This is a genomic window from Sulfitobacter noctilucicola (assembly GCF_000622385.1).
Classification (GTDB): domain Bacteria; phylum Pseudomonadota; class Alphaproteobacteria; order Rhodobacterales; family Rhodobacteraceae; genus Sulfitobacter; species Sulfitobacter noctilucicola.
The window spans coordinates 307,947-327,912 of the sequence record NZ_JASD01000008.1 but is presented as its reverse complement, the minus strand read 5'-3'; the positions used below and the strand labels follow the sequence as shown (position 1 = coordinate 327,912).

The 19,966-nt window shown below is 55.2% G+C and carries 18 protein-coding genes; 7 read left to right on the top strand and 11 right to left on the bottom strand.

Translation table 11 applies throughout. The features are described 5' to 3' along the window. Positions 1 to 82 precede the first annotated feature (82 nt). Entirely contained in the window at positions 83 to 751 is a 669-nt protein-coding gene (locus Z946_RS0105125; RefSeq protein WP_025054663.1) for a response regulator transcription factor, read from the top strand. Then, complete coding sequence (locus Z946_RS0105120) at positions 748 to 2,118, top strand: sensor histidine kinase (protein ID WP_081780781.1); 1,371 nt, start codon at positions 748 to 750, stop codon at positions 2,116 to 2,118. The genes Z946_RS0105125 and Z946_RS0105120 overlap by 4 nt, the downstream gene beginning before the upstream one ends. 422 nt (positions 2,119 to 2,540) lie before the next feature. On the opposite strand, the gene Z946_RS0105115 is transcribed toward Z946_RS0105120, so the two are convergent. Further along, positions 2,541 to 3,341: a GNAT family N-acetyltransferase gene (locus Z946_RS0105115; RefSeq protein ID WP_025054661.1), complete on the bottom strand. Its 801-nt coding sequence runs from the start codon at positions 3,339 to 3,341 to the stop codon at positions 2,541 to 2,543. 664 nt (positions 3,342 to 4,005) lie between these two features. Between Z946_RS0105115 and Z946_RS0105105 the strand changes: the two genes are divergently transcribed. The 4 genes from Z946_RS0105105 (at position 4,006) to Z946_RS0105090 (ending at position 7,927) form a co-directional block, all read left to right on the top strand. Continuing rightward, complete coding sequence (locus Z946_RS0105105) at positions 4,006 to 5,058, top strand: extracellular solute-binding protein (RefSeq protein ID WP_025054659.1); 1,053 nt, start codon at positions 4,006 to 4,008, stop codon at positions 5,056 to 5,058. Positions 5,059 to 5,125: 67 nt separating this feature from the next. Beyond that, a complete protein-coding gene (locus Z946_RS0105100; RefSeq protein WP_025054658.1) occupies positions 5,126 to 6,220 on the top strand; it encodes an ABC transporter ATP-binding protein in 1,095 nt (364 codons plus the stop codon). After that, a complete protein-coding gene (locus Z946_RS0105095; RefSeq protein ID WP_025054657.1) occupies positions 6,213 to 7,076 on the top strand; it encodes an ABC transporter permease in 864 nt (287 codons plus the stop codon). Before Z946_RS0105100 ends, Z946_RS0105095 begins: the two co-directional genes overlap by 8 nt. Next, entirely contained in the window at positions 7,073 to 7,927 is an 855-nt protein-coding gene (locus Z946_RS0105090; protein WP_025054656.1) for an ABC transporter permease, read from the top strand. The genes Z946_RS0105095 and Z946_RS0105090 overlap by 4 nt, the downstream gene beginning before the upstream one ends. Before the next feature lie 70 nt (positions 7,928 to 7,997). Here Z946_RS0105090 and Z946_RS0105085 read toward each other — a convergent pair whose 3' ends face one another. From Z946_RS0105085 to Z946_RS0105045, 9 genes are all read right to left on the bottom strand, one after another. Then, a complete protein-coding gene (locus Z946_RS0105085) occupies positions 7,998 to 8,951 on the bottom strand; it encodes a lysylphosphatidylglycerol synthase transmembrane domain-containing protein (protein ID WP_025054655.1) in 954 nt (317 codons plus the stop codon). A 2-nt stretch (positions 8,952 to 8,953) separates the two neighbouring features. Beyond that, positions 8,954 to 9,796 carry a class I SAM-dependent methyltransferase gene (locus Z946_RS0105080; protein ID WP_025054654.1) on the bottom strand — a complete coding sequence of 281 codons (843 nt, stop codon included), beginning with the start codon at positions 9,794 to 9,796 and terminating at the stop codon, positions 8,954 to 8,956. Between the two features lie 3 nt (positions 9,797 to 9,799). Further along, positions 9,800 to 10,996: a glycosyltransferase gene (locus Z946_RS0105075; protein ID WP_025054653.1), complete on the bottom strand. Its 1,197-nt coding sequence runs from the start codon at positions 10,994 to 10,996 to the stop codon at positions 9,800 to 9,802. Next, a complete protein-coding gene (locus tag Z946_RS0105070; RefSeq protein WP_025054652.1) occupies positions 10,993 to 12,672 on the bottom strand; it encodes a hypothetical protein in 1,680 nt (559 codons plus the stop codon). Before Z946_RS0105070 ends, Z946_RS0105075 begins: the two co-directional genes overlap by 4 nt. After that, entirely contained in the window at positions 12,662 to 13,654 is a 993-nt protein-coding gene (locus Z946_RS0105065) for a glycosyltransferase family 2 protein (RefSeq protein WP_025054651.1), read from the bottom strand. Before Z946_RS0105065 ends, Z946_RS0105070 begins: the two co-directional genes overlap by 11 nt. Before the next feature lie 274 nt (positions 13,655 to 13,928). Then, positions 13,929 to 14,915, bottom strand: coding sequence for a phosphatase PAP2 family protein (locus Z946_RS0105060; RefSeq protein ID WP_025054650.1), 987 nt, complete (start codon positions 14,913 to 14,915; stop codon positions 13,929 to 13,931). Positions 14,916 to 15,055: 140 nt separating this feature from the next. Continuing rightward, the gene (locus Z946_RS0105055) at positions 15,056 to 16,042 is read right to left on the bottom strand and encodes a zinc-dependent alcohol dehydrogenase family protein (protein WP_025054649.1); all 987 of its coding nucleotides are present in this window, start codon (positions 16,040 to 16,042) and stop codon (positions 15,056 to 15,058) included. A gap of 131 nt (positions 16,043 to 16,173) precedes the next feature. Beyond that, the gene (locus tag Z946_RS0105050; RefSeq protein WP_025054648.1) at positions 16,174 to 16,962 is read right to left on the bottom strand and encodes an SDR family NAD(P)-dependent oxidoreductase; all 789 of its coding nucleotides are present in this window, start codon (positions 16,960 to 16,962) and stop codon (positions 16,174 to 16,176) included. A gap of 35 nt (positions 16,963 to 16,997) precedes the next feature. Then, complete coding sequence (locus Z946_RS0105045) at positions 16,998 to 17,783, bottom strand: CmcJ/NvfI family oxidoreductase (RefSeq protein ID WP_025054647.1); 786 nt, start codon at positions 17,781 to 17,783, stop codon at positions 16,998 to 17,000. 97 nt (positions 17,784 to 17,880) lie between these two features. Here Z946_RS0105045 and Z946_RS0105040 point away from each other — a divergent pair, with 97 nt between their 5' ends. Continuing rightward, positions 17,881 to 18,792: a LysR family transcriptional regulator gene (locus Z946_RS0105040; RefSeq protein WP_025054646.1), complete on the top strand. Its 912-nt coding sequence runs from the start codon at positions 17,881 to 17,883 to the stop codon at positions 18,790 to 18,792. Between the two features lie 100 nt (positions 18,793 to 18,892). Here Z946_RS0105040 and Z946_RS0105035 read toward each other — a convergent pair whose 3' ends face one another. Continuing rightward, positions 18,893 to 19,915, bottom strand: coding sequence for a LacI family DNA-binding transcriptional regulator (locus Z946_RS0105035; RefSeq protein ID WP_025054645.1), 1,023 nt, complete (start codon positions 19,913 to 19,915; stop codon positions 18,893 to 18,895). Positions 19,916 to 19,966: the final 51 nt, after the last annotated feature.

Genomic DNA, 19,966 nt, shown 5'->3' with positions numbered 1-19,966 from the left:
CGGGGGTGTCCGCCCCCGGTTGATGTATGCCTTTTGACCTGCGAACCTTGCACCAGACTTGCATTATCGGGATTCATTCAACGTGCGGATCACACTGGTCGAGGATAACGTCAGCCTTGCAAAGGGTATTAACTACCGTCTTGAGGACGCTGGCCATGCTGTAGATGTGCTGCATGACGGCAGCGCAGCGGAGGGGTATCTGGCCCGTGATCAGGCTGATTTGGTTATCCTTGATATCAATCTGCCAGGTCAGGACGGGCTGTCGCTGCTCAAGCAAATGCGCGGGCGGGGCGATACCAGACCGGTGATCCTACTTACCGCGCGAGCGGATACAGAAGATCGGGTGACGGGCCTTGATGCGGGGGCGGACGATTACCTGATCAAACCGTTCGAGATGGCAGAGCTGGAGGCGCGTGTGCGGGCCCTGTTGCGCAGGCGTGATATCCCCCAGCAACAGTTACGCACTTTCGGCGCGTTGCAGTTTGACCCTGCTGCGCGGCAGTTGTTCGACGGTCAGACCGAAATAGACCTACCGCGCCGCGAGATGTCTGTCTTTGAATGTCTCTTAGCGGTGGAAGGGCGCACGGTTTCAAAAACCGCCGTTCTGGATCATGTCTATGGCGTGGGGGCCGATGTCGAAGAGACTGTTGTCGAAGTCTATGTTTCGCGCTTGCGCAGCCGCCTGAAACAATACGGGATCACGATCCGTACGCGGCGCGGTCTCGGGTACCAGATGTCAGCCGAGACATGACAATGAAGCTAAAGTCCCTGCGCGCGCGGCTTACCTTGATCATTCTACCGCCGCTTCTGGTCATCTCTCTTATCGCTGCTGCGTGGCAATTCGATACAACGACAGACCGGGCTGAAAACATTTTCGACCGCGGTCTCTTGTCCGCAGCGCTTGCAATCTCACGCGATGTGGCCTTGTCGGATGGCGACGCGATCAGCCCCTCTACGCAGCGGCTTTTAAACGACACGTCCGGCGGGCCTATCTTCTACCATGTTTATGCGCCTGACGGGGTGTTTGTGACCGGTTACTCAACGCCGCCGGTTCTGCCAAGCGCCTTGCGCGATGGGCCAACCGACCCTCAGTATTACAACAGCACCTATCAAAGTGAAAACGTGCGCGTATTGCGCTATCGCGACAGTACCGTGGTCAGTGGTGTGGCGGGTGTTTTCAGTATCACAGTCTGGCAAAGCGCGCAGGTTCGCAGCAGCTTTGTGCGCGATGTCCTGTCACGCTCCTTTGCCGTGATTACACTGCTTGTGCTTTGTGTCGCTGTGGTGGTCTGGTTTGGCGTCGGGCTGGGACTGCGCCCCCTGCTTGATCTCGAACGCGCCATCGCAGAACGAAGCCCAACCGAGCTTAAGCCCATCCGCCGTGCTGTGCCTGTAGAAGCGCAGGGGCTCGTGAGTACGCTCAATGCTTTGCTCGACCGCATTTCGCGAAGGATCAGTTCCAAAGATGAATTCATCTCTAACGCCGCGCACCAACTTCGGAACCCCGTTGCGGGCGTGCTCGCGCTCGCTGAAGCTGTTGAGAACGCACCAACGGCGAAAGCCGCGCAAAGGCGCAGTGCTGAACTCCTTCTTGCGGCAAAAGAGGCCAGTGATCTGACGAACAAACTTTTGTCATTCGAACGCGCGAGTGGTGCAGATATTCTTCGTTCAGGTTTGCCCGTCGAACTGGGTGCCTTTGTCCGCTACGTCGGGACTGTTTTCAGTCAGCAAAACCCGCAGAGTAGCGTCGAGCTGATCTATGCCCTTCCGACAGAGAATGTAATCGTCACCGCAGATACCATCATGCTGCAAGAAGCTGTGCTGAACCTGCTTACCAATTCAATCACTCATGGCGGGCCAGACCTGACACAGATTACACTTGATTTGTCGGCGGACGGATCGAATGCAGTTTTAATTGTTAGTGATGATGGCATCGGCATCCCCGTAGATCGGCACATTGAAGCGCTCAGCCGCTTTTCCCAAGCGGGCGGAGGGCCGGGCAGTGGATTGGGCTTGCCGATCGCCAGTAGAGTGATGCAAAATCATGACGGGCGTTTGGAACTTCTGGAAGGTACATCGGGCGCGTCAATCAAGTTAACGATACCTTTAGCCCGCTGATCACGTTCTGACCCCATCTATTGTGAATTAGAACCGAATGCTTAGAATTTATTTTGACGGCTGCATTCAAGGATCCCCTAACGCCTGATCGATACCAATATTCGAAATTTTACATGTTACCGGTCAAGCCTGATCGCTTACTTTGGCTACGAATAAATGTCGGCGAAGCCAATCAAGCCACTGCCATCTACCCTTAGCAGAGTATGTCAGCAAACGGCCCGATGTTCTTTGCGCCGCGATAGCGTTATTTTGGAAGCAGTCGTTGGTTGAAAGTACCAGGATGTCGGCTGGGCCTGCGTTTTACCAGTTCAAGGGCTCCTCAGCAAACGGCATCCGTTCCTAGAACGGCCGTTCGTATACTTTGTGGCGAAGGTTTCAGAAGAGCCCAAACTGCTTGATGCGGCACCGGGCTCGAAGGACCTCTAGAAGACTTTTGGCAACGACAGGCGCATTTCAGACTGAACGATAAAACGATGAGCCCCAAGCTTCTGCACAAGAGAACACAAGACGTTGTCAGCGGTATCGACATTGACCAATGTCAGCGAGCCGACTGTGGCTGCCGCAGCGAGGAGGTCTTCCAAAGCCGAGGGTTCGCTGGCGGCAATCTGATGCACGAGGCCACCTGCGCCGACGATGACGCCGCCTTCTTCATGTAAGAAAGATGTCAGCTGCGCGCCGTAAAGGCATTCCGTGGCGTTTTGCCAAGTTGGCTCCCAGGTCGAATACCGCTGAATGACATTGGCCACGGTGTCAAAATCCGACAATTCGCATGAGGACCGATCAGGAGATGGATGATCAAGCCGATAGCAGTCGAGCTTTCTGGTCACATCAAATCCCAGCTTCCGATAGAGACGTTCAGCGCCTGTGTTGCCCTCGATAACCTCAAGCCAAAAGCTCTTGATTCCAGCATTCTCGGCCACACATATCGCCGCCATACCCAAACGAGACGCTAATCCGCGGCCTCTGTGCTCGATCCGTGTTCCGCTGCCTATCAGATACCTTTTGGTGTTCCGCGTCGCGACGTTCCAGAACCCGATGACTTCATCATTGTCAACGGCAACGAAGGACGCCTCGGGGTCAAAACCTCTGGAACTCAGCGCCGCTTTGAACGTGTCCGCATCTGGTTGCAAAGGAACGACATAGTCAGAAAACGCGGCAAGCATGGCGCAATGTAGAGCACCCAGGTCAAGGCCGGATCCTGAAAACGAAACAATCCGTGTCATCTTCGTTCTTTCATAATTCCAGTATGGGCACGGACGCAAAGAACGGTTTTTTTGCTCGACGCACAAGTCTTTGAGGTCATTTTCTAATCAAACGGATATAATCGAGCTCCGGGTTCTTGGCTGGGTTGTTCCAGACAGACATCGGCGACACTGCGGCGAACGCCCCCTTCGTTCCGCGTCTTGCCGGTTGATTGCTGAAGCCGTGAAAGACAGTGCATCGGTGTGACAAATTATGAAAGAAATTCATTTATATAAAACAATGCTTTGTGGTGTGGGTGTAAATCCTCCTCGGTCCGCCACCTTCACTTATCTTAACGATTTTATCGAGTCGCTTTGGGCGGCCTTTTATATTTCGATTGTGGTGTTTGCCTCGATTTTTCGCAGTGCATTCTATCAGGGTAGCCATTTTTCGTAATTTGGTTACAACAGATAACCCGTTAGCCGCTTCATTGCGGCGTGCCCGACTTTAGAATTCGAAGTCAATGAGCTCCTCCCATCACTATAACCGCCGTCTCCCTAAGGATATTCTTTGACATAGGCGGCAGACGGTGTTGATCTCGCGGCAACAACAACGTCCGATGTCACAGAAGTGTCATACGAACTGACTACGGACAGGGGAGTCCGTCGCGGCCAGACCGCGTCGGCATAAACTGGAGAAACACCCATGAAGCTATTTCTATCGACCGTTGCCGCATTGGCGATTTGCTCACAAGCGCAAGCGGATACGCTGCGGTTGTTGACTTGGGGCGGCTACGCGCCAGAAGATGTCATCGCGATGTTTGAAGAGGAAACGGGCCACACCGTCGAAGTGACCAAATCCAACAACGAAGAGATGATTGCCAAGCTGCGGGCGACGAACGGCGGGGGCTTTGACCTTGCCCAGCCGAGCCAGGACCGCATCGCGGGCCCGCAAGCCGAATTCGGTATCTACAAGCCGCTGGATATGTCCAAGATCGACGCAAGCCTGTTCATTCCTTCAATGCTGGAGGCCACAAAAGGCAATACGACGGTTGAAGGCGAAGTCTATGCCGTCCCGCATGTCTGGGGTACTTCCGGTCTGGTCGTGAACACCGCGATGGCCGGTGATGTGAAGGACTATACCGACCTGTGCGGCGATAGTGTCGCGGGTAAAGTGTCCTATCGTTTGAAACGCCCGACCCTGATTGGCTTTGCTTATTCCATGGGGCTTGACCCCTTTGCGGCCTACGGTGACGAGGCTGCCTACAAAGATATCCTCGACAAGGTCGAGGCCAAGCTGGTCGAGTGTAAGCCCAACGTAAAAACCTACTGGGATGGCGGCGACGAGTTGAAAAACCTGCTGCGTTCGGGCGAGGTCGTAGCCTCAATGGCTTGGGATACCGGCGGCTGGCAGCTAAACGACGATAACAAGGACATCACATTTGTCGCACCGGCTTCCGGCGCACTGGGATGGATTGATACATTCGTTCTGCCGGCACGCGGTCGGGCCGATGATGCGGCTTATGCGTGGATCAACTTCGTGATGAAGCCGGAAGTTGCGGCGATGATCACTTCATCAGCCGGAAACTTCACGGCATCTCAGGGTGGTGATGCGAACGTCGATGATGCCCTGAAAGCCAAGTATCAGGCCAGCTTTCCACAGGAAGCCATCGACAACATCAAGTGGTACCCAACCGTTCCGGCGGGCCTTGAGGCACTGGAAGGTGCTGCACTTGACCGGATCAACGCGGCCAACTAATCGGTTCTGACGTGATGAAAGGGAAGCGCGGTTGCCGCGCTTCCCGTTTTAATTAAAGGCCCCGCGCATGCATGAAACACCCGACCTTGAATGTCGTGAAATCTCGAAGAATTTCGATAATTTCAAGGCCGTGGACAACGTCAGTTTTAGCGTGCCGCAGGGCAAGTTTTTCTCGATTCTCGGGCCATCTGGCTGTGGTAAGACGACGCTTTTGCGCATGATCGCTGGTTTCCAGAAACCTTCGGGGGGTGATCTGTTGATCAAGGGGCGCTCGGTCGTGGATGTGCCACCAAATCAACGACCGGTGTCTATGGTGTTTCAGCACCTTGCCCTTTTTCCGATGATGAACATCGGGGCCAACGTAGGTTTCGGGCTGCGCCAACGCGGCGTGAACAAGACAGACATAAAGAAACAGGTCGAACGGGTTCTGCAGCGTGTCGGCCTTGGCGGTGTGGCTGATCGGGCCGTTAGTTCGCTGTCCGGGGGGCAAAAGCAGCGGGTCGCAATTGCGCGCTGCATGATTCTGGAACCGGACGTGTTGCTGCTGGATGAACCCCTCGGCGCTTTGGATCTGAAGTTGCGCGAGCATATGAAGATCGAGCTGAAGCAGCTGCAATCCGAGTTCAACACAACCTTTGTCTACATCACTCATGATCAGTCAGAGGCCTTGGTGATGTCAGATCAAATTGCGGTGATGAACCACGGTGTCTTTGAACAAGTGGGCTCGGCAAAGGATCTCTATTACGAGCCTCAAACTGCGTTTGTCGCAGGTTTTGTGGGGGAGGCGAACAAAATTGCCGCCACGGTCGAGGACGTGAGTGGCAGCCTGCTCACGCTGCGGACCGAACAGGGTAGACCGGTAAAGGCAATCGCAGCAGCAAAAGGTCTGTCCAGGGGCGACAAGGCGGAGGTGTTTGTCCGGCCCGAAGCCGTGCGACTTTCGCGCGATGAAGGGGGCACTGCTGTAAACGGGGGCGAGGGGCTTGTGCAAAGCGTGCTTTTTAACGGCGCGAATTCACAGGTGCTTTTGCGTGATGGTCAAAGCGGTTCAGAGATCAGCGTTGCCCTGCCGCAAACCGGAGAATTCCGTGATCTGACACAAGGTGACACGGTGCATTATCAATGGGAACCGGAGCAGACACGGGTTTATTCCCTTGGCTGATCGCTCGAAACTCACCTTTTATCTGCTCCTTGCCCCGCTTTTGCTGTGGCTGGTGACGCTGATCATCCTGCCACATGTGGGGATGTTCATTGTGTCCCTGCGCGAAAAAGTCGGGGTGCGCGAGTACGAAACCAGCTTTGCAAACTATGCGGTTTTCTTCAACGAACCGCTCTATTGGAACACTTTTGCGCGTACCGCCTATATGTCGATATCTGCGACGGTTCTGACATTGCTGATCGGCTTTCCCATCGCCTACTACATCGCGAAATTGACCCGAGGCCGCAGCAAGACCACGCTGTTCCTGATGTGTCTGATCCCTTTCTGGGTAAGCGAGCTTGTCCGTACCTTCGGATGGATGATCCTGCTGCGCGAAACGGGCGTATTTTCCAATGTGCTTCAATATATCGGTTTGGCCGATGCGCCGGTCGAAATGCTTTATAACGATGCGGCGATCATGGTGGGTCTGGTTTACACGTCCATGCTGTTCATGGTGGTGCCGCTGGTCACGACATTGGACAGCCTTGACGACAGTCTGATCGAGGCGGGATATGATCTGGGTGCCAGCAGCGTGGCAATCCTGCGCGAGATCGTTATTCCACATGCAATGCCCGGCATCGTGTCGGGCTGCATCGTGGTCTTCATGCTGTCGTTAGGCAATTATCTGACCCCGATCCTGCTGGGCGGCAAAGACAGCCTTTGGTTCACAGGTCTTATTTACAGCCAGTTCATCACCCGCTTTAACTGGGAGTTGGGTTCGGCCTTCGGCTTTTTGCTGCTTGGGTTGTCTTCGCTCATCGTCTTTGTCGGTTTGAAACTGACCGGCCAATCCTTGGGCAAGACCATGGCGCAGTCATGATTATCGGCATTCCTCAAAGCACCACATTCAAGTGGACTTACAGGGCCTATGTCGCGCTGTTTTTTATTTTTCTTGCGCTGCCGCTGATTACCGTCTGCGTTTTTGCCTTCAACGATTCAGTCTTTCCCTCGCTACCATGGGAAGGATTTACTTGGGCGTGGTTTTTTGGTGATGAAGCGCCTTACATCGGGGTCTTTCACGAGCGTCCGATCCTGCGTTCTATCGTAACTTCGGGCATCGTTGCATTCTGGGTTTCTGTGCTGTCTGTCGCGGTCGGCACCTGCAATGCGTTCTTGTTTGTGCGTCACGAATTCCGGGGTAAAGGTTTTCTTTATATTCTGATGTTGCTGCCCTTGATCATTCCGGGAATTATTCTTGGCATCTCGATACTGGTCTTCACCTCATCGGTTGCCAACAATCTGGAAGACGCGACGGGCCTGTGGTTCGATGGTCTGCGACCCGGTCTGATTTTGGTGGTGCTGGGGCAGTTCTCGTTCATCACCACATTTGCAACGCTCGTCATTTCTGCCCGACTGCAAAAGTTCGATCCCGCTCTGGAAGAAGCGGCTTTGAACCTTGGCGCTACAAAGTGGGGCGCGATACGCGCGATCACCCTCCCGTTTCTCTACCCTGCGATGGGAGCAGCAGGCGTTGTCGCTGTCTTGATGAGCTTCGAGAATTTCAACACCACACTGATGCTGGTCGGTTCTGATGCACCGCTTACAATCACGATGTTCGACCGGCTCAAGTTAGGATCGACCCCAGTATTGAATGCAGTATCTTTACTGCTGATCGTCGTTTCAGCTCTGCTGGGTTTGGCATCCTTGCTGCTGGAGAAACGTCGGGACTAGCGTTCTTTTAGACAAGAGTTCGCGCGAACCCGATAGTGGCCGATCACGATCTGGAATGGCTAATACCTCCTCAGTCGGTGGGTACTGGCGTGCATGCGGCATTAATCGAAGGAGTTTTATCCTCTCCGACACGGCGCATATTCCATCCGATGGCAAAAGTAATCACATCGCCACAGATCGAAATCGCCCGATGGAGAAGTGCGACCGCGAGCCCTGATCCTTCACCCATAGAGACGGCAAGGCCCAGCACGATAATACTGTCACGGATCCCGATACCGCCCGGCGCACCGGGCACGATAAACCCGGCCGCCCAGGCAAGCGCAAAGATCAACGTGCAGGTCACAAGGTCGGGGGTAAAGTCAGGTGCGATTGCAAGCGCTGCCGCCCAAAGGGAGACACCCAGAATGACAAAGCTGGCGAGATGCAGGGCAAGAGGGCGGACTAGGTCAGAAACCGATGGCCTTTTCACGCCCAGCGATTGCAGCCGCGACTTTAGAACAATGACACCAGCCCCGACACCGATCGCCACAACAACCGCGAACAAAACGGGCAAAAGTTGAGCGCCGAAATCCGGATATGTCGCCGCAAGATTTGGAATGGCATCGGGCTCCACGATAAAGAGCACGCCCGCCACTGCGAGACCGACGCCAAGTGTAACCGCAACTTCCAGCACCATAGAGGCGGCAAGGACGCTACTGGCAACGCCGTCGCGCCGTGCAATGACCACTCGGCCAAAGAGATGGGCGACGTTTCCGGGAATATACTTCCCAATCTGCGACACCATCGTTTGACCCCAGGCAAGCTTTGGCGCGATCCTTACGGCCCAGAGGGACAGAATAGACCGCCACGCCTCCGCGGCCGCGCATTGAGAAAGCACGTAGCAAAAGAGTGAAACCGCAAGTGCTGCCCACAGAACAGGCGACGACAGTTCAAGCGGTGGGAGCTTGGGCGCACGCTGAACAACGAGATACCCAAGACATGTCAGGGCCAATATCGTTCCTATGATGCGGATCAGACGTCCCATGGTCAGGTTTTGCGGGCAACAACAATGTACCCGATCCCTCGATCCCCTTTCGCAAAGAGCCGCTGGAAGGACAGCATAGCCCGAAAGGTGAGGGCGAGTGGCCAGAAACTGTAGATTGGCCAGAGTTTTGTGAGCAATTTGCGGTCGCTGCCGCTCTCTTCGGTGCGGCGCAGTTTGTCCATGTCTGCGCGGTCGGCACCGGCAGATTGACGGGCATACAGGCGCGCCCCCAGTTTCTCCATCGCATTGGCAATCGGGAAGCCGTAGCTCTGGATTTCCGTCACCTCATAGCCAGCGCCTTTGGCGAGGGCGTGCAAATCGTCGCGCGTGTAGCGTCGGAAGTGGCCGGCCCATTCATCAGCGGCATTCCAACGGGACGGATGCGCGGGGACAGAGAAAACTAGCGTGCCTTCAGGCCGCAAGTAGCGAGACCAGTCCGCAAGTGCCGCGTGGTCGTCCTCGATGTGCTCAAGCACCTCAAAGGCAGTAAGATAGTCAAAACTTTCAGCTTCGGCATCAGCTGTCGTTGCCGCGATTTCGATGTTCTCGTTTTCAGCTGCCAGTGTCCGCGCGAGCGCCAGCGCTGATGGAGATTGATCAACACCCAAAGAGGTAAAACCTTGCTCCGACAGATCGCACAGCAAGGAACCGGCCCCGCAACCAATTTCGAGGATATGTCCCGGCGTCTGACGGGCAAAAATACGCAAGAGAAGATCGCGACGCATCAGATAGCGGGGGGCAGGCACCCAGTTCAGATTTGGCATAGCAGGCCCGAAATGCGGGTGCTGCACAACAACTGATGAAGGAACCGGAATGCTATGTGTTGTTTGCTCTGTCATCGACATATTTCAGGTCCTTTTGACCAATGGTACTAGTTTTTCGCATAGATTTTCTGCGATCCGGGCGGGTTGGGCACTCTCCAGAAGTTCAGGAAAAATGGCTGGAAAGCCGTCCTTTTCCAGCTCGGCGACCGCATCAAGAAGTGCTGCAGGATCAGCTGCAGGGACAAGTTTGAGTGCCGGGTCCGATTGCGAAAAAATCTCGTGCATTGCAGGTGTGTCGCGGGTGATAACGGACCGCTTTGCAAAGAGGCTTTGATAGACTTTGTTCGGCACGACCGAAGCTGCTTTGTCCGACGTGCCAAAGATCCCAAGGCAGATATCCGCCTTTTCAATCGCCAGCGCCAAATCCGCATAGGGCACCCAACGATCCCACGTCACATGAGCACAGTCACCGGCCTCCAGCGCCTCGGCCACGGTGGATTGGTCCTGACCACTGCCGATGATGTGCCAGTCATACTGGCGACCGCGCTCTGATAGTGCGGCTTGCATGATCGTCTCGACCCCATGCAGGGGAATAAGCTGGCCGTAGAACAGGATGCGTGTTGGTCCATCATGCGGACGCCGCGGTGGCACATTGGAAAATGCCCCGGGTTCAGCCCCTACAGGCACGGCATCGACAGTTGCGGGGTCAAGATCAAACAGTGTCGCGATACGATTAGCGTGCGTCTGGGTATCCAGAAGAACGCGATCAGCCGAACGGCAGGAAAGCCGCTCGACCCGTTTCAGACAGCGCGCAATGAGGGTGTCATGCTTGACCATTCGGCGGTCATTCACGATCGTGTCATAAAGGGATAAGAACAGATCAAGCACCACGGGCCGCCCGCGCAATTTCGCGAAAGGCCACAAAACGATCACATCGAACTGGCCCATATAAGGCACGATCACGAGGTCATGAGCAGGTGCGCGAAGATAGCGGTAGATGAGCGCGGGATAGGCAATCAAGAGCTGAAACAAGCGCCAGATCATGCGAGTTCGGCTCAGTTGGCTTTTATCCGCGTCAGACGACCAGACATCCGCGTGAATCTCCGTTACCTCAACGCCGATTTCCGTCAGCCCGTCGCGCAGGATGCGCGTGCGCGGCTTACCCACATCATAGGTTCCCCACAGAACAACGCGCAGCGGTCGTTCCGCAGCGGCGTCCCGCACGGCGGAATTGGCAAAAGATGCCGTATGCGAAAGGGAAGGTGCTACGATCTGCGTCATAGCCGCCAGAATCCAGCATATAGACCCGTTTCAGGCAACTGCGTTTCGTAAAGGTCCGCGTCAGTGTTCCAGATTAGTCGCACTGCCGCGCCTTTAGAGCCTTCGATTTTGATAGGGCTCGCGCCAAGTGCCAAGACATCGCCGTTTGAGGCATTAACCCCGTCAACAGATACCGGAGCGGCACTTTCGAGGCGGTAAAGCCCCGCAAATGGCATTTGTGCAGTCGCAGAACCATCAGTGAGGATGATGTCCTGCCCGGCAATCCAGATCACGCCAGCATGATGCACATAAGATTTGCGCAAGGTCGCGCCATCTTCGGGCAGCAGGCCCAGAAAGCGGACATCGGCAGCCTCCGGTCGCATTGCCGCGTGCAGTTCGGCGCGGTTTGTCAGCAACAATGGCGGCTGGTGACGTTCGATCAAGTCCTTGATTACCGGCTTGCCCGCAGCGCGGTAAGTCGCGATGCCCCATGTCGACATGAAAAAACCGTGACGTTCAAAGCTGGAAAGCATGCCGTTCTGGTCGAGGTAGGAAACCGGCTGAGGAAAAATCCTGCGTACTTCTGCGATGGTCGCGCGCTGGGCGGCGTTGCCCTCTGAAATGGCGCGTTGTGACTGGATGATGCCACTTGCCAGCATCAGCACAAGCGCCAGTTTGAACAGCAGCGTGCCGCGCAGATGATAAGCGCCGAGTGCCACAGCAATCATCAAAGGGGGCACAGCGAATGGAAAGAAATACGGAAAAGCGTTGCGGTATATAACCACCGAAAGAAGCGGCAGCGCGAAAAGTGCGAAAACTGCGCGCAGGCGGTTGTCGGTTGTCGCGCAAAGGCCCGCCACTGCCAATAGAACGCCGCCCATGCTGAACATCAACCAAAGTGATACTTCGGGCCAACGCGGCAAGAACCCGCTTCCGCCCAGCGTTACCTTTGCCGCTTCGCTCAGGTTGCTACCCGCATCGGCACCCTCGGCCACGTTGATGGTCGACGCGTGCCAGACAAAGAGAAGCGCCGCGATAACAACGGCCAGCACAGCCGCTCCAAGGCATCGCAGAACCACACCCCGATCCGACCACCGCCACAAAAGCACACCTACAAAGACGGGCAGGTATAGTGCGGATTTCACTGTAACAAGAAGGGCGAGGGCGCAAAGCAGTGCGGATACAAGTGTTTGAACCAATCCCATACGGGTGGTCATCATCAGCGCGGTAGCACCCATCAGCAAGCCTGCCGCCATGGGATCGGCGCGAAAACTTGCGCCATGCGCGATGGCGAAACCGGATGTTACAAAGGCGAGAACCGCAATATCAGCGGCCGCATCGTCAGTGAGCGCGGCAGCGATCCGGTGAAGCGAGAAACAGGTTCCAGCAAAGAACGCCATCATCGCCAGCCGTGCTGCGGCAATCTGGTCTACTTCATGGCCCGACAGCCATGAAAGCCAGCCGAAGCCATGTACGAAAACGGTTTGGAGTGGCCGGTCCAACCGACCATCAAGGTTGGCATGCACGTGGGACAGAAAATAGAACTCATCCCAATTGATGTTCCGCGTCCACGACATCACCACCATTACCGCAAAAGCACAAAAGATCGCAGCCCGCACAACGTGACGGACAAGGTCGCGCCCCTGAATGTGGTCCGCAGAATAGGTGGGATATGTCAGAGTCGCATCAGGACGCATCTGCAAACTCGACCGGTCGGATAACGCTCTTTGCGTGTGGTGCGCGAATGGGTCCACGCAACAGCTCCCGCGCGCGAATGTCCTCAAGAAGGCTCCGGTTGGCCGCGATCAGGTCTGCGAGGATACCAACCGCAAACAGGATTGTTGCCATCGCAAGAAGCACGCCCGAAAGAACAAGAGACTGGATGTGACCTGCGCCCCCATCCGTCACGTAATAGAACAGGAAACGTCCAATGCCCGCGATTCCGGGAAGGGCAAAGATTGCGGCAAGTGTCAGGAAAAAGCGCAAGGGTGCATAGATGACGAACACTCTCAGGATCGTCTTGATCGACCGCGTGATGTATTGCCGGATGCCGGTGAACAGGCGCGAGGGGCGGGTCACTGTGTTCACCCGAACCGGAACCGAGGTCATCGGGATGCGCTTGCGTCCGGCCTGAATGATTGTTTCGAGTGTATATGTATAGGTATTCACTACGCAAAGTCGGGCTGCCGCATCTCTGCCATAGGCACGGAAACCGCTTGGTGCGTCGGGAATATCTGTTCCGCTGGCAAGGCGAACGACCCAGCTGCCGAGCCGCTGCAACGCCTTCTTGATCGGTGAAAAGCTCTCGATCTCGGTGATCGGGCGGGCACCGACAACAATTTGTGCGCGGCGTTCGATCACCGGGGCGATCAGCGCGGGAATATCATCGGCACAGTATTGGTTGTCCGCATCGGTGTTCACAATGATGTCTGCGCCAAGCGCGAGACATTCTTCGATGCCCGACAGAAAGGACCGCGCGAGGCCGACGTGGCTGCTCATCTGAAGAACATGATCTGCACCGGCTTGCCGTGCGACCTCAACCGTTTTGTCAGTAGAGCCGTCATCAATCACCAGCACTTCGACGGAAGTGACACCCGCAATTTTACGGGGGATTGCTGCAATCGCCTCGGCAAGCGTCTCTTCTTCGTTCAGCGCCGGAATTTGGACGATCAGTTTCATACCACTACTCCCATCTAGTGCGATGGTATTTTCAGGTTTCTACGGCAGAAATATGGCATGAATGGAGACAGTTTGCGGTATCCCGCGTTACTGTTTCTAAGGCGCGCATTGGTCTTGCTGTCCCGATGGGTCGGGCCAGAGGTCAGATGCCGATAGAGAGCGGAAAGGTAATGCTTGAATTGATGCAACAAGACCTGAGCAGCGTGCGCAGACATCAGCGCATCCGCACCTGAACGACCCTTCTGATAGGGATCGCTTCTATCGCAATAGAGAGTTAGCTTTCGCTCGCCGACGCCAGCTTGTTACCCTTCAGCTCCATCATCAAGTACGCCTTGGACACCCAAAGAGCCGCGAAAAAGACGATTATGCCACCAACGAAGTCCAGAATGTGATGCGCGCCATGGATGTGGATGGCGGGAACCATCAGAATGTTCAGCATCAGGGCGGGCCAAAAAGCAACGGTGCGATACAGAAACCACACCGTGAGGCAGGTCATGACCGTGTGATAAGATGGAAAGGCAACAACACCCATCATCGTCTCGTTAGAAATCAGTGGAATGCCGTTCAGCGCCGCGTCTTTCAGCATCTCTCCGTAAGCCGTGTTGGTCACCAACCTGATTGCCTGCTCTGCTTCGGCCGGGATCGGATAGTGGATACCCATGCTGAAGTTTGGGAAAATCTGCCAGACGACAAAGGTGATAAACAAACCGAACATGCCTGTAAGCAGCAGCTGATTAAGCTTATCGTTTCGACCGGTCGCACCAAGAACAACGATGACCAAAATCAGTTGAGCAAACGAACTCAGATAGACGTGACTCAGAACCCGACCAAACCATGCATAATTGCTCGCTAACCACTCAACAGCGTCGGGCCAGTGGTAGCCAAAGAGGTGGTCAAACCCGAGCAGAAGGTCATCCAGAACGGGTTCAGGCCGCGGCATGTATATGTGAAAGACGATGCCCATGGACAATCCAAACAAGGCATAGCCCGACAGGGCGACCGTCAGTGCCGCAATCCGTTCGGCAGCTTTGAAGACACGTATATAGAGGCCGATCGCGAGCAGTCCGAGTGCATAGCCGTAGCCGGGAAGAAAGCTCATCCAGTCGATGGCCTGATTCCGAATTGCTGACAAAACAACCACGGCGATGAACGCCACAAGGGCCACAGACAGGTATTTGACCTCGCCTGCTTGCAAAGGTGTTCGGTAATTTCTGGTTTCCTCGGCAACGCTTACATCAACCACGGTCAGCCCCTTAGACATTGGATTGGACGGGGAGTATCGCGTCAATCCGTCATAACTGGGGCAAGTTTCGGCCATTTTTTTGGTCTGGGCGGATGCTGGTAAGGCGGCTGCCGGTAAAATTTCTTCCGGCAACCGTGCGTTAACATGTTTGATCGTGGTCAGATGTCGATAACGACCTTGCCGATGGCCTTACCACTTGTCAGGTGGTCATAGGCACCAGCAACGTTGTCGAGACCAAATGCCTTTTCATCCAGCAAAGGCTTTAACGCGCCAGCATCCACAATCTTTGCCAGTTTGGCCAGGATTGCGCCATGCCTCTCGCGCCCGATGTTGCTCAGCATTGGCAAAAGCATGAACACGATATGCAGTGACAGGCCTTTGAAGTGTGCTGGCGACAGATCTATTTCCAAAAGCCCGACTGTCGACGCGATCTGCGCATTGAGGGCGGCCGCCTCGAAAGAGTTGGTCATGTTCGCCCCACCGACAGTATCAAAGATCAGATCGAACCCTGCGCCGCCTGTGTATTTCGCAACATAATCAGCGATTTTTTCAGCGGCGAAATCAATCGGTGTTGCACCATAACCTTTGATGACTTCCATCTGACCGTCGCCTGTGCCGGTGCCGTATACCTCGGCACCAAAGTGCTTGGCCAGTTGCAGGGCAAGGTGACCAACACCACCTGCGCCACCTTGTACCAGAACCTTCTGACCGGCGGTGACACCAGCGCGTTCAAGCCCCTCGTAAGCGGTGATCCCGACCAAAGGCATCGCCGCCGCTTCACGCATCGTGATGGATTTTGGCTTGTGTGCAATCAATCTGGCATCGGCAAGCATGTACTCCGCCAGCGCCCCTTGGATATCGGCCAGTCCACCTGCGCAGCCATAGACTTCGTCGCCCACGGCAAATCCGGTCACGCCTTGGCCAACGGCTTCAATCACACCGGCGAAATCCATACCCAAAACTGCAGGCAGCGCGGGGGACAAGGGCAGGTCGGAGCCCATTGAGCGGATCATCGTGTCGACAGTATTAACGCTGCTTGCGGCAATGCGGATCACGACATGTCCCGGCGTTGCGACTGGTTTGGGCAGATCAGCGGCTTCGAATTTCGCGTTCTCGCCGTAGGCGGTAATTGTCATAGCTTTCATTGTACTGTTCCTCAGGAATGTTTGCTGACACGTAGATATACTGTTTGAAAGTGCGGTAAATTGACCGATTATTAAGTTCAGTATTCCGGTTTTGAATATAATGGGGTTTGCATCAGGCTGGCATTGTTGGTCTAGCGAAGTTGGTTGAGTGCATCCTTGATGCCCTGCATCACAGCGGCGCTGTGATCGGGATCAAGTGCGGCTGCATGTGGTTGAGCGAACTGTCCGCTGTCATTGTCGAAGTACTTGCCGCTGGCCTTTGCGAAGGTCTCTCCTAAAGCTGCTTCTCGCAGAATATTCGCACCGATGTTCAGGTCATTTCCAGCAACACCAAAGCCCTCTTTGACCATCTTGGAGGCGAGCAAAGACCCCGGATTAACCGCGATTATAGCGGGGCCATCAGGCAGTTGCTTGGCCAATTCGCGCGACCAGATCGTGATCGCCAGCTTGCTTTGCGCATAAGCTTCCATGTCGTTCAGCTTCTTGCGCCCGCTCAGGGCTTCCAGATCGACGGGGGCTTGTGCGGCCGAGGACAGGTTCACGACACGACCTTCTTTCGCAATGATTGGCAAAAGGCTCTGCGTCAGCGCATAGGGCGCGATGGTGTTCACCATGAAGCGGATATCATGTCCGTCCTTCGTCACAGTATCTGGTGCCTTCAAGATGCCGGCGTTGTTCACCACCACATCAATATGGCTGTGCTTCGCGCGGATGGCATGGGCGAGCGCATTCACATCTGACATGTTCGAAAGATCGGCCAGATATTTCTCTGTCTTCCCGCCAACGGCCTGCGCCGCGGCTTCCAGCTTCTTTTCGCTGCGGCCATGAAGAAGAATGGTGTGCCCCTCAGCAGCGAGGGTTTGTGCAGTTAGAAGGCCGATACCGTCGGTGGCACCTGTGATAAGAATGGTCTTGGTCATCGCATGGTCTTTCTTTGTTTAACCCGCGTGGGGCGTTAGGCCGCGTAGCGGACCAAAGTCCGGCTTTCGATGCTACGGCGCACTGTGTGAACGTTGGGGTCCTCAACCATGTCAAGGGCGCTGTGGGCGATAGGTGGCAGGCCGCGATTGTCGAAAATATTGAACAAAGCTACCTCATCGGGGCGCATCTTGGACATATAGAGCCATTCATGGTCAGGGTTTGCTGCGATCCCCAGAATCTGGCCTTTCCGATCCGGATATATCAGATCAAGCAAAATCCAGTCTCGTTCGGAGGCACTGGTCGGGCGGATAAATCCCAAAGGTGAGGAGTTGATCGGTGCGCCCACAGGCCGCCAGACGTTGATGAAAGCAAAGTGCCCTTCGGACCAATCTGCGGCCTTTTCCTCCCCCAAAATGTCAATCAAACGTTGCTTGGCCCCGTTTTCACTGTAGTCGCTATGGACATTGCGGGCTGGTGATCGAACTGCGTCTGGTTCATCTACACGCACCGTATGATCAAAGATGATAACCTCCTTCGCGCCGATCTGGTTTGTCAGAAGCTTGGTCAGTTCCTTGTTATAGATTTCCTGCCAGTTACTTCCTGTCTCAAAGGTGGATACAGCAGTCGGGGACGTTGCAAAGGCGACAGAGTCATTTTCAAACGCCGGGGCTGTTAAAGCTTTTCGCATGTCGCGAACCGCCACTTGTGTGGGGGCAAGCTCGGGCGAAATCAGGTTGCCGACAATCCCGCCTGCATCAAGTTCAAATGCTTGCCGTTCGGGTTTGTGGACATGGTAGTTCACTGTCGCTGTTTGTGCCATCGGGCGCTCCTTTGCCGTCTACCTCTCCAAATTATCACTTTCAGAATATATATAAACTCGCTACTTTCGATTTCAGTATTCCGAAAAAGTAAATGATATGGACATTCAAAGTCTTCGCCTCTTTGTTCTCGCCAGTGAGACACTGAACATCAGCGCGGCTGGCCGTACGCTCGGCATGGCACCTGCGGTGGCAAGCACCCGTATCGCAAAGCTGGAAAACCTTGTCGGGGCTGATTTGCTACACCGCTCTACCCGCAAGGTATCCCTTTCATTAGAGGGGCAGGACTTTCTGCCCTATGCCCGTGAAATGATTGCTCAGGAAGAGGCCGCGCTCGCCGCCCTTGGCAAAGGCCGGACGAAGATCGGCGGAACCTTGCGCTTTGCGGCACCCAGCACCTTCGCACAACTCTATATCGCTCCTTTATTGCCCGAATTCATGGACAAGTATCCTGATCTACGGCTCGACTTGCATCTATCGGATTCTCAATTTGATCTGATTGAGGGGAGTTACGATCTCGCCCTGCGCAATTCGGTCCTTGCTGACAGCAGCCTTACCGCACGAAAACTGGCCGACGATACGCGCATCCTGTGCGCGTCACCGGCGTATCTTGAGCGGTACGGCACGCCTGATCATCCCGATGACCTTGCGCAGCATAGGTTGATCGCCTTCAATGACGTAGAACCAAGGACGCTTGTATCGTATGCTGGCGATCAAGCACTGTACGACCCCAAGCGTGCAGCACATTGCCTGGTCCTCAACGATGGCCTGACGCAAAAACTGACCACGCTCCAGGGTGCTGGCATTTCAATCAATTCACTCTGGGCGGTGCGAAAAGAGCTTGTGGATGGGACGCTGGCGCGTGTTCTTCCCGACTATGAGATGGCAAGTAAACCGGCAATTTGGCTGATCTATCCCAAAAGCAATGTTGTCTCCGCCAAGGTTCGGGTTTTCATGGATTTTTTGATTGATCACTTGGGGCGCGCGACGGTGTCGGGTAAAGCGCCCTAATCTGATCGCACCCGCCGCGTATCGGCTATGTGTGGTCCATCTAAGGTCATCGAAAGATAGAGTTTCGGTTCACGCAATCTTTGCGCTTCCTTCATTACAGCTAGCGCGAAGGAAGACTAAGCGAGTCCCGGATCATCAACTTGGTCTCCAACGCGACGGAATGACCCGCTCCACGTTTCTCCAGAATACTAACCAACTCCTGTGCAGCCTTGCGGCCCATTTCGCGGTGAGGGACGTGTACGGTGGTGAGGGCAGGGGTGACAATGCGGGCCAGCTCGATATCATCAAAGCCAGTGATCGACAGATCCTTGGGTACACCCAAGCCACGTTCTTTCGCGCGTTTCAGGGCACCGGCCGCCAGAACATCGTTGCCGCACATGATAACCGTAGGTCTGTTTCCGCCATCCATCAGCTGGTCAAGCGCCCGTTCTCCGTGCGAGATACCATAAGGTGTTTCAATCACCCTCAGGTCGCCGAAGGCATGGCCGGACTGTTCCATCGCGTCGCGGATACCGGCCAGCCGCAAAGCAGCGCGATCGTTGCCGCGCAGGACCGCGGTAATGACAGCGATATCGCGATGTCCAAGCGATATAACATGCTGGGCCAGCTCTTGCATTGATGTGCGGTTGTCAAAGCCGATGGAGGGCAGGCTGTGATCTGGTGCATAGGCCCATGACACCAGCGCCGGAACATTCCGTTTTCCAAGGTAGGCATAAGTCTCCGGTGACCGGTCAAAGCCGATCAGCAAGAGCGCATCAGCACCCCGCGACACCAAGGCCCGAACCTGCTCTTCCTCGACCTCAGGACGGTACCCTGTGCTTGATACCAAAAGCGTATAGCCGAGCTTGTGCAGCTCCTCCTGAAATGCCTGTAAGCCACGGGCGAAGATGGCATTTTCCATCGTTGGAATAATAGCACCAATGGTATGCGTTCGTTTCGACGCCATGCTGCGTGCGCCGAAGTTCGGTGTGTACCCAAGCACCTCTACGGCTTTCATCACCCGTTCCATGGTGGGCTTTGCAACCTGACCGGGGGTGTTCAAGCAACGCGAAACTGTCGCCGTCGATACGCCTGCACTGCGCGCGACGTCGTCGAGGGTCGGAATGGGCTGGCTGGTTGGCATCAAGGTGCCCTCCGATTGTGATCCTCTGGCTCGCATTGGCGATACCCGATC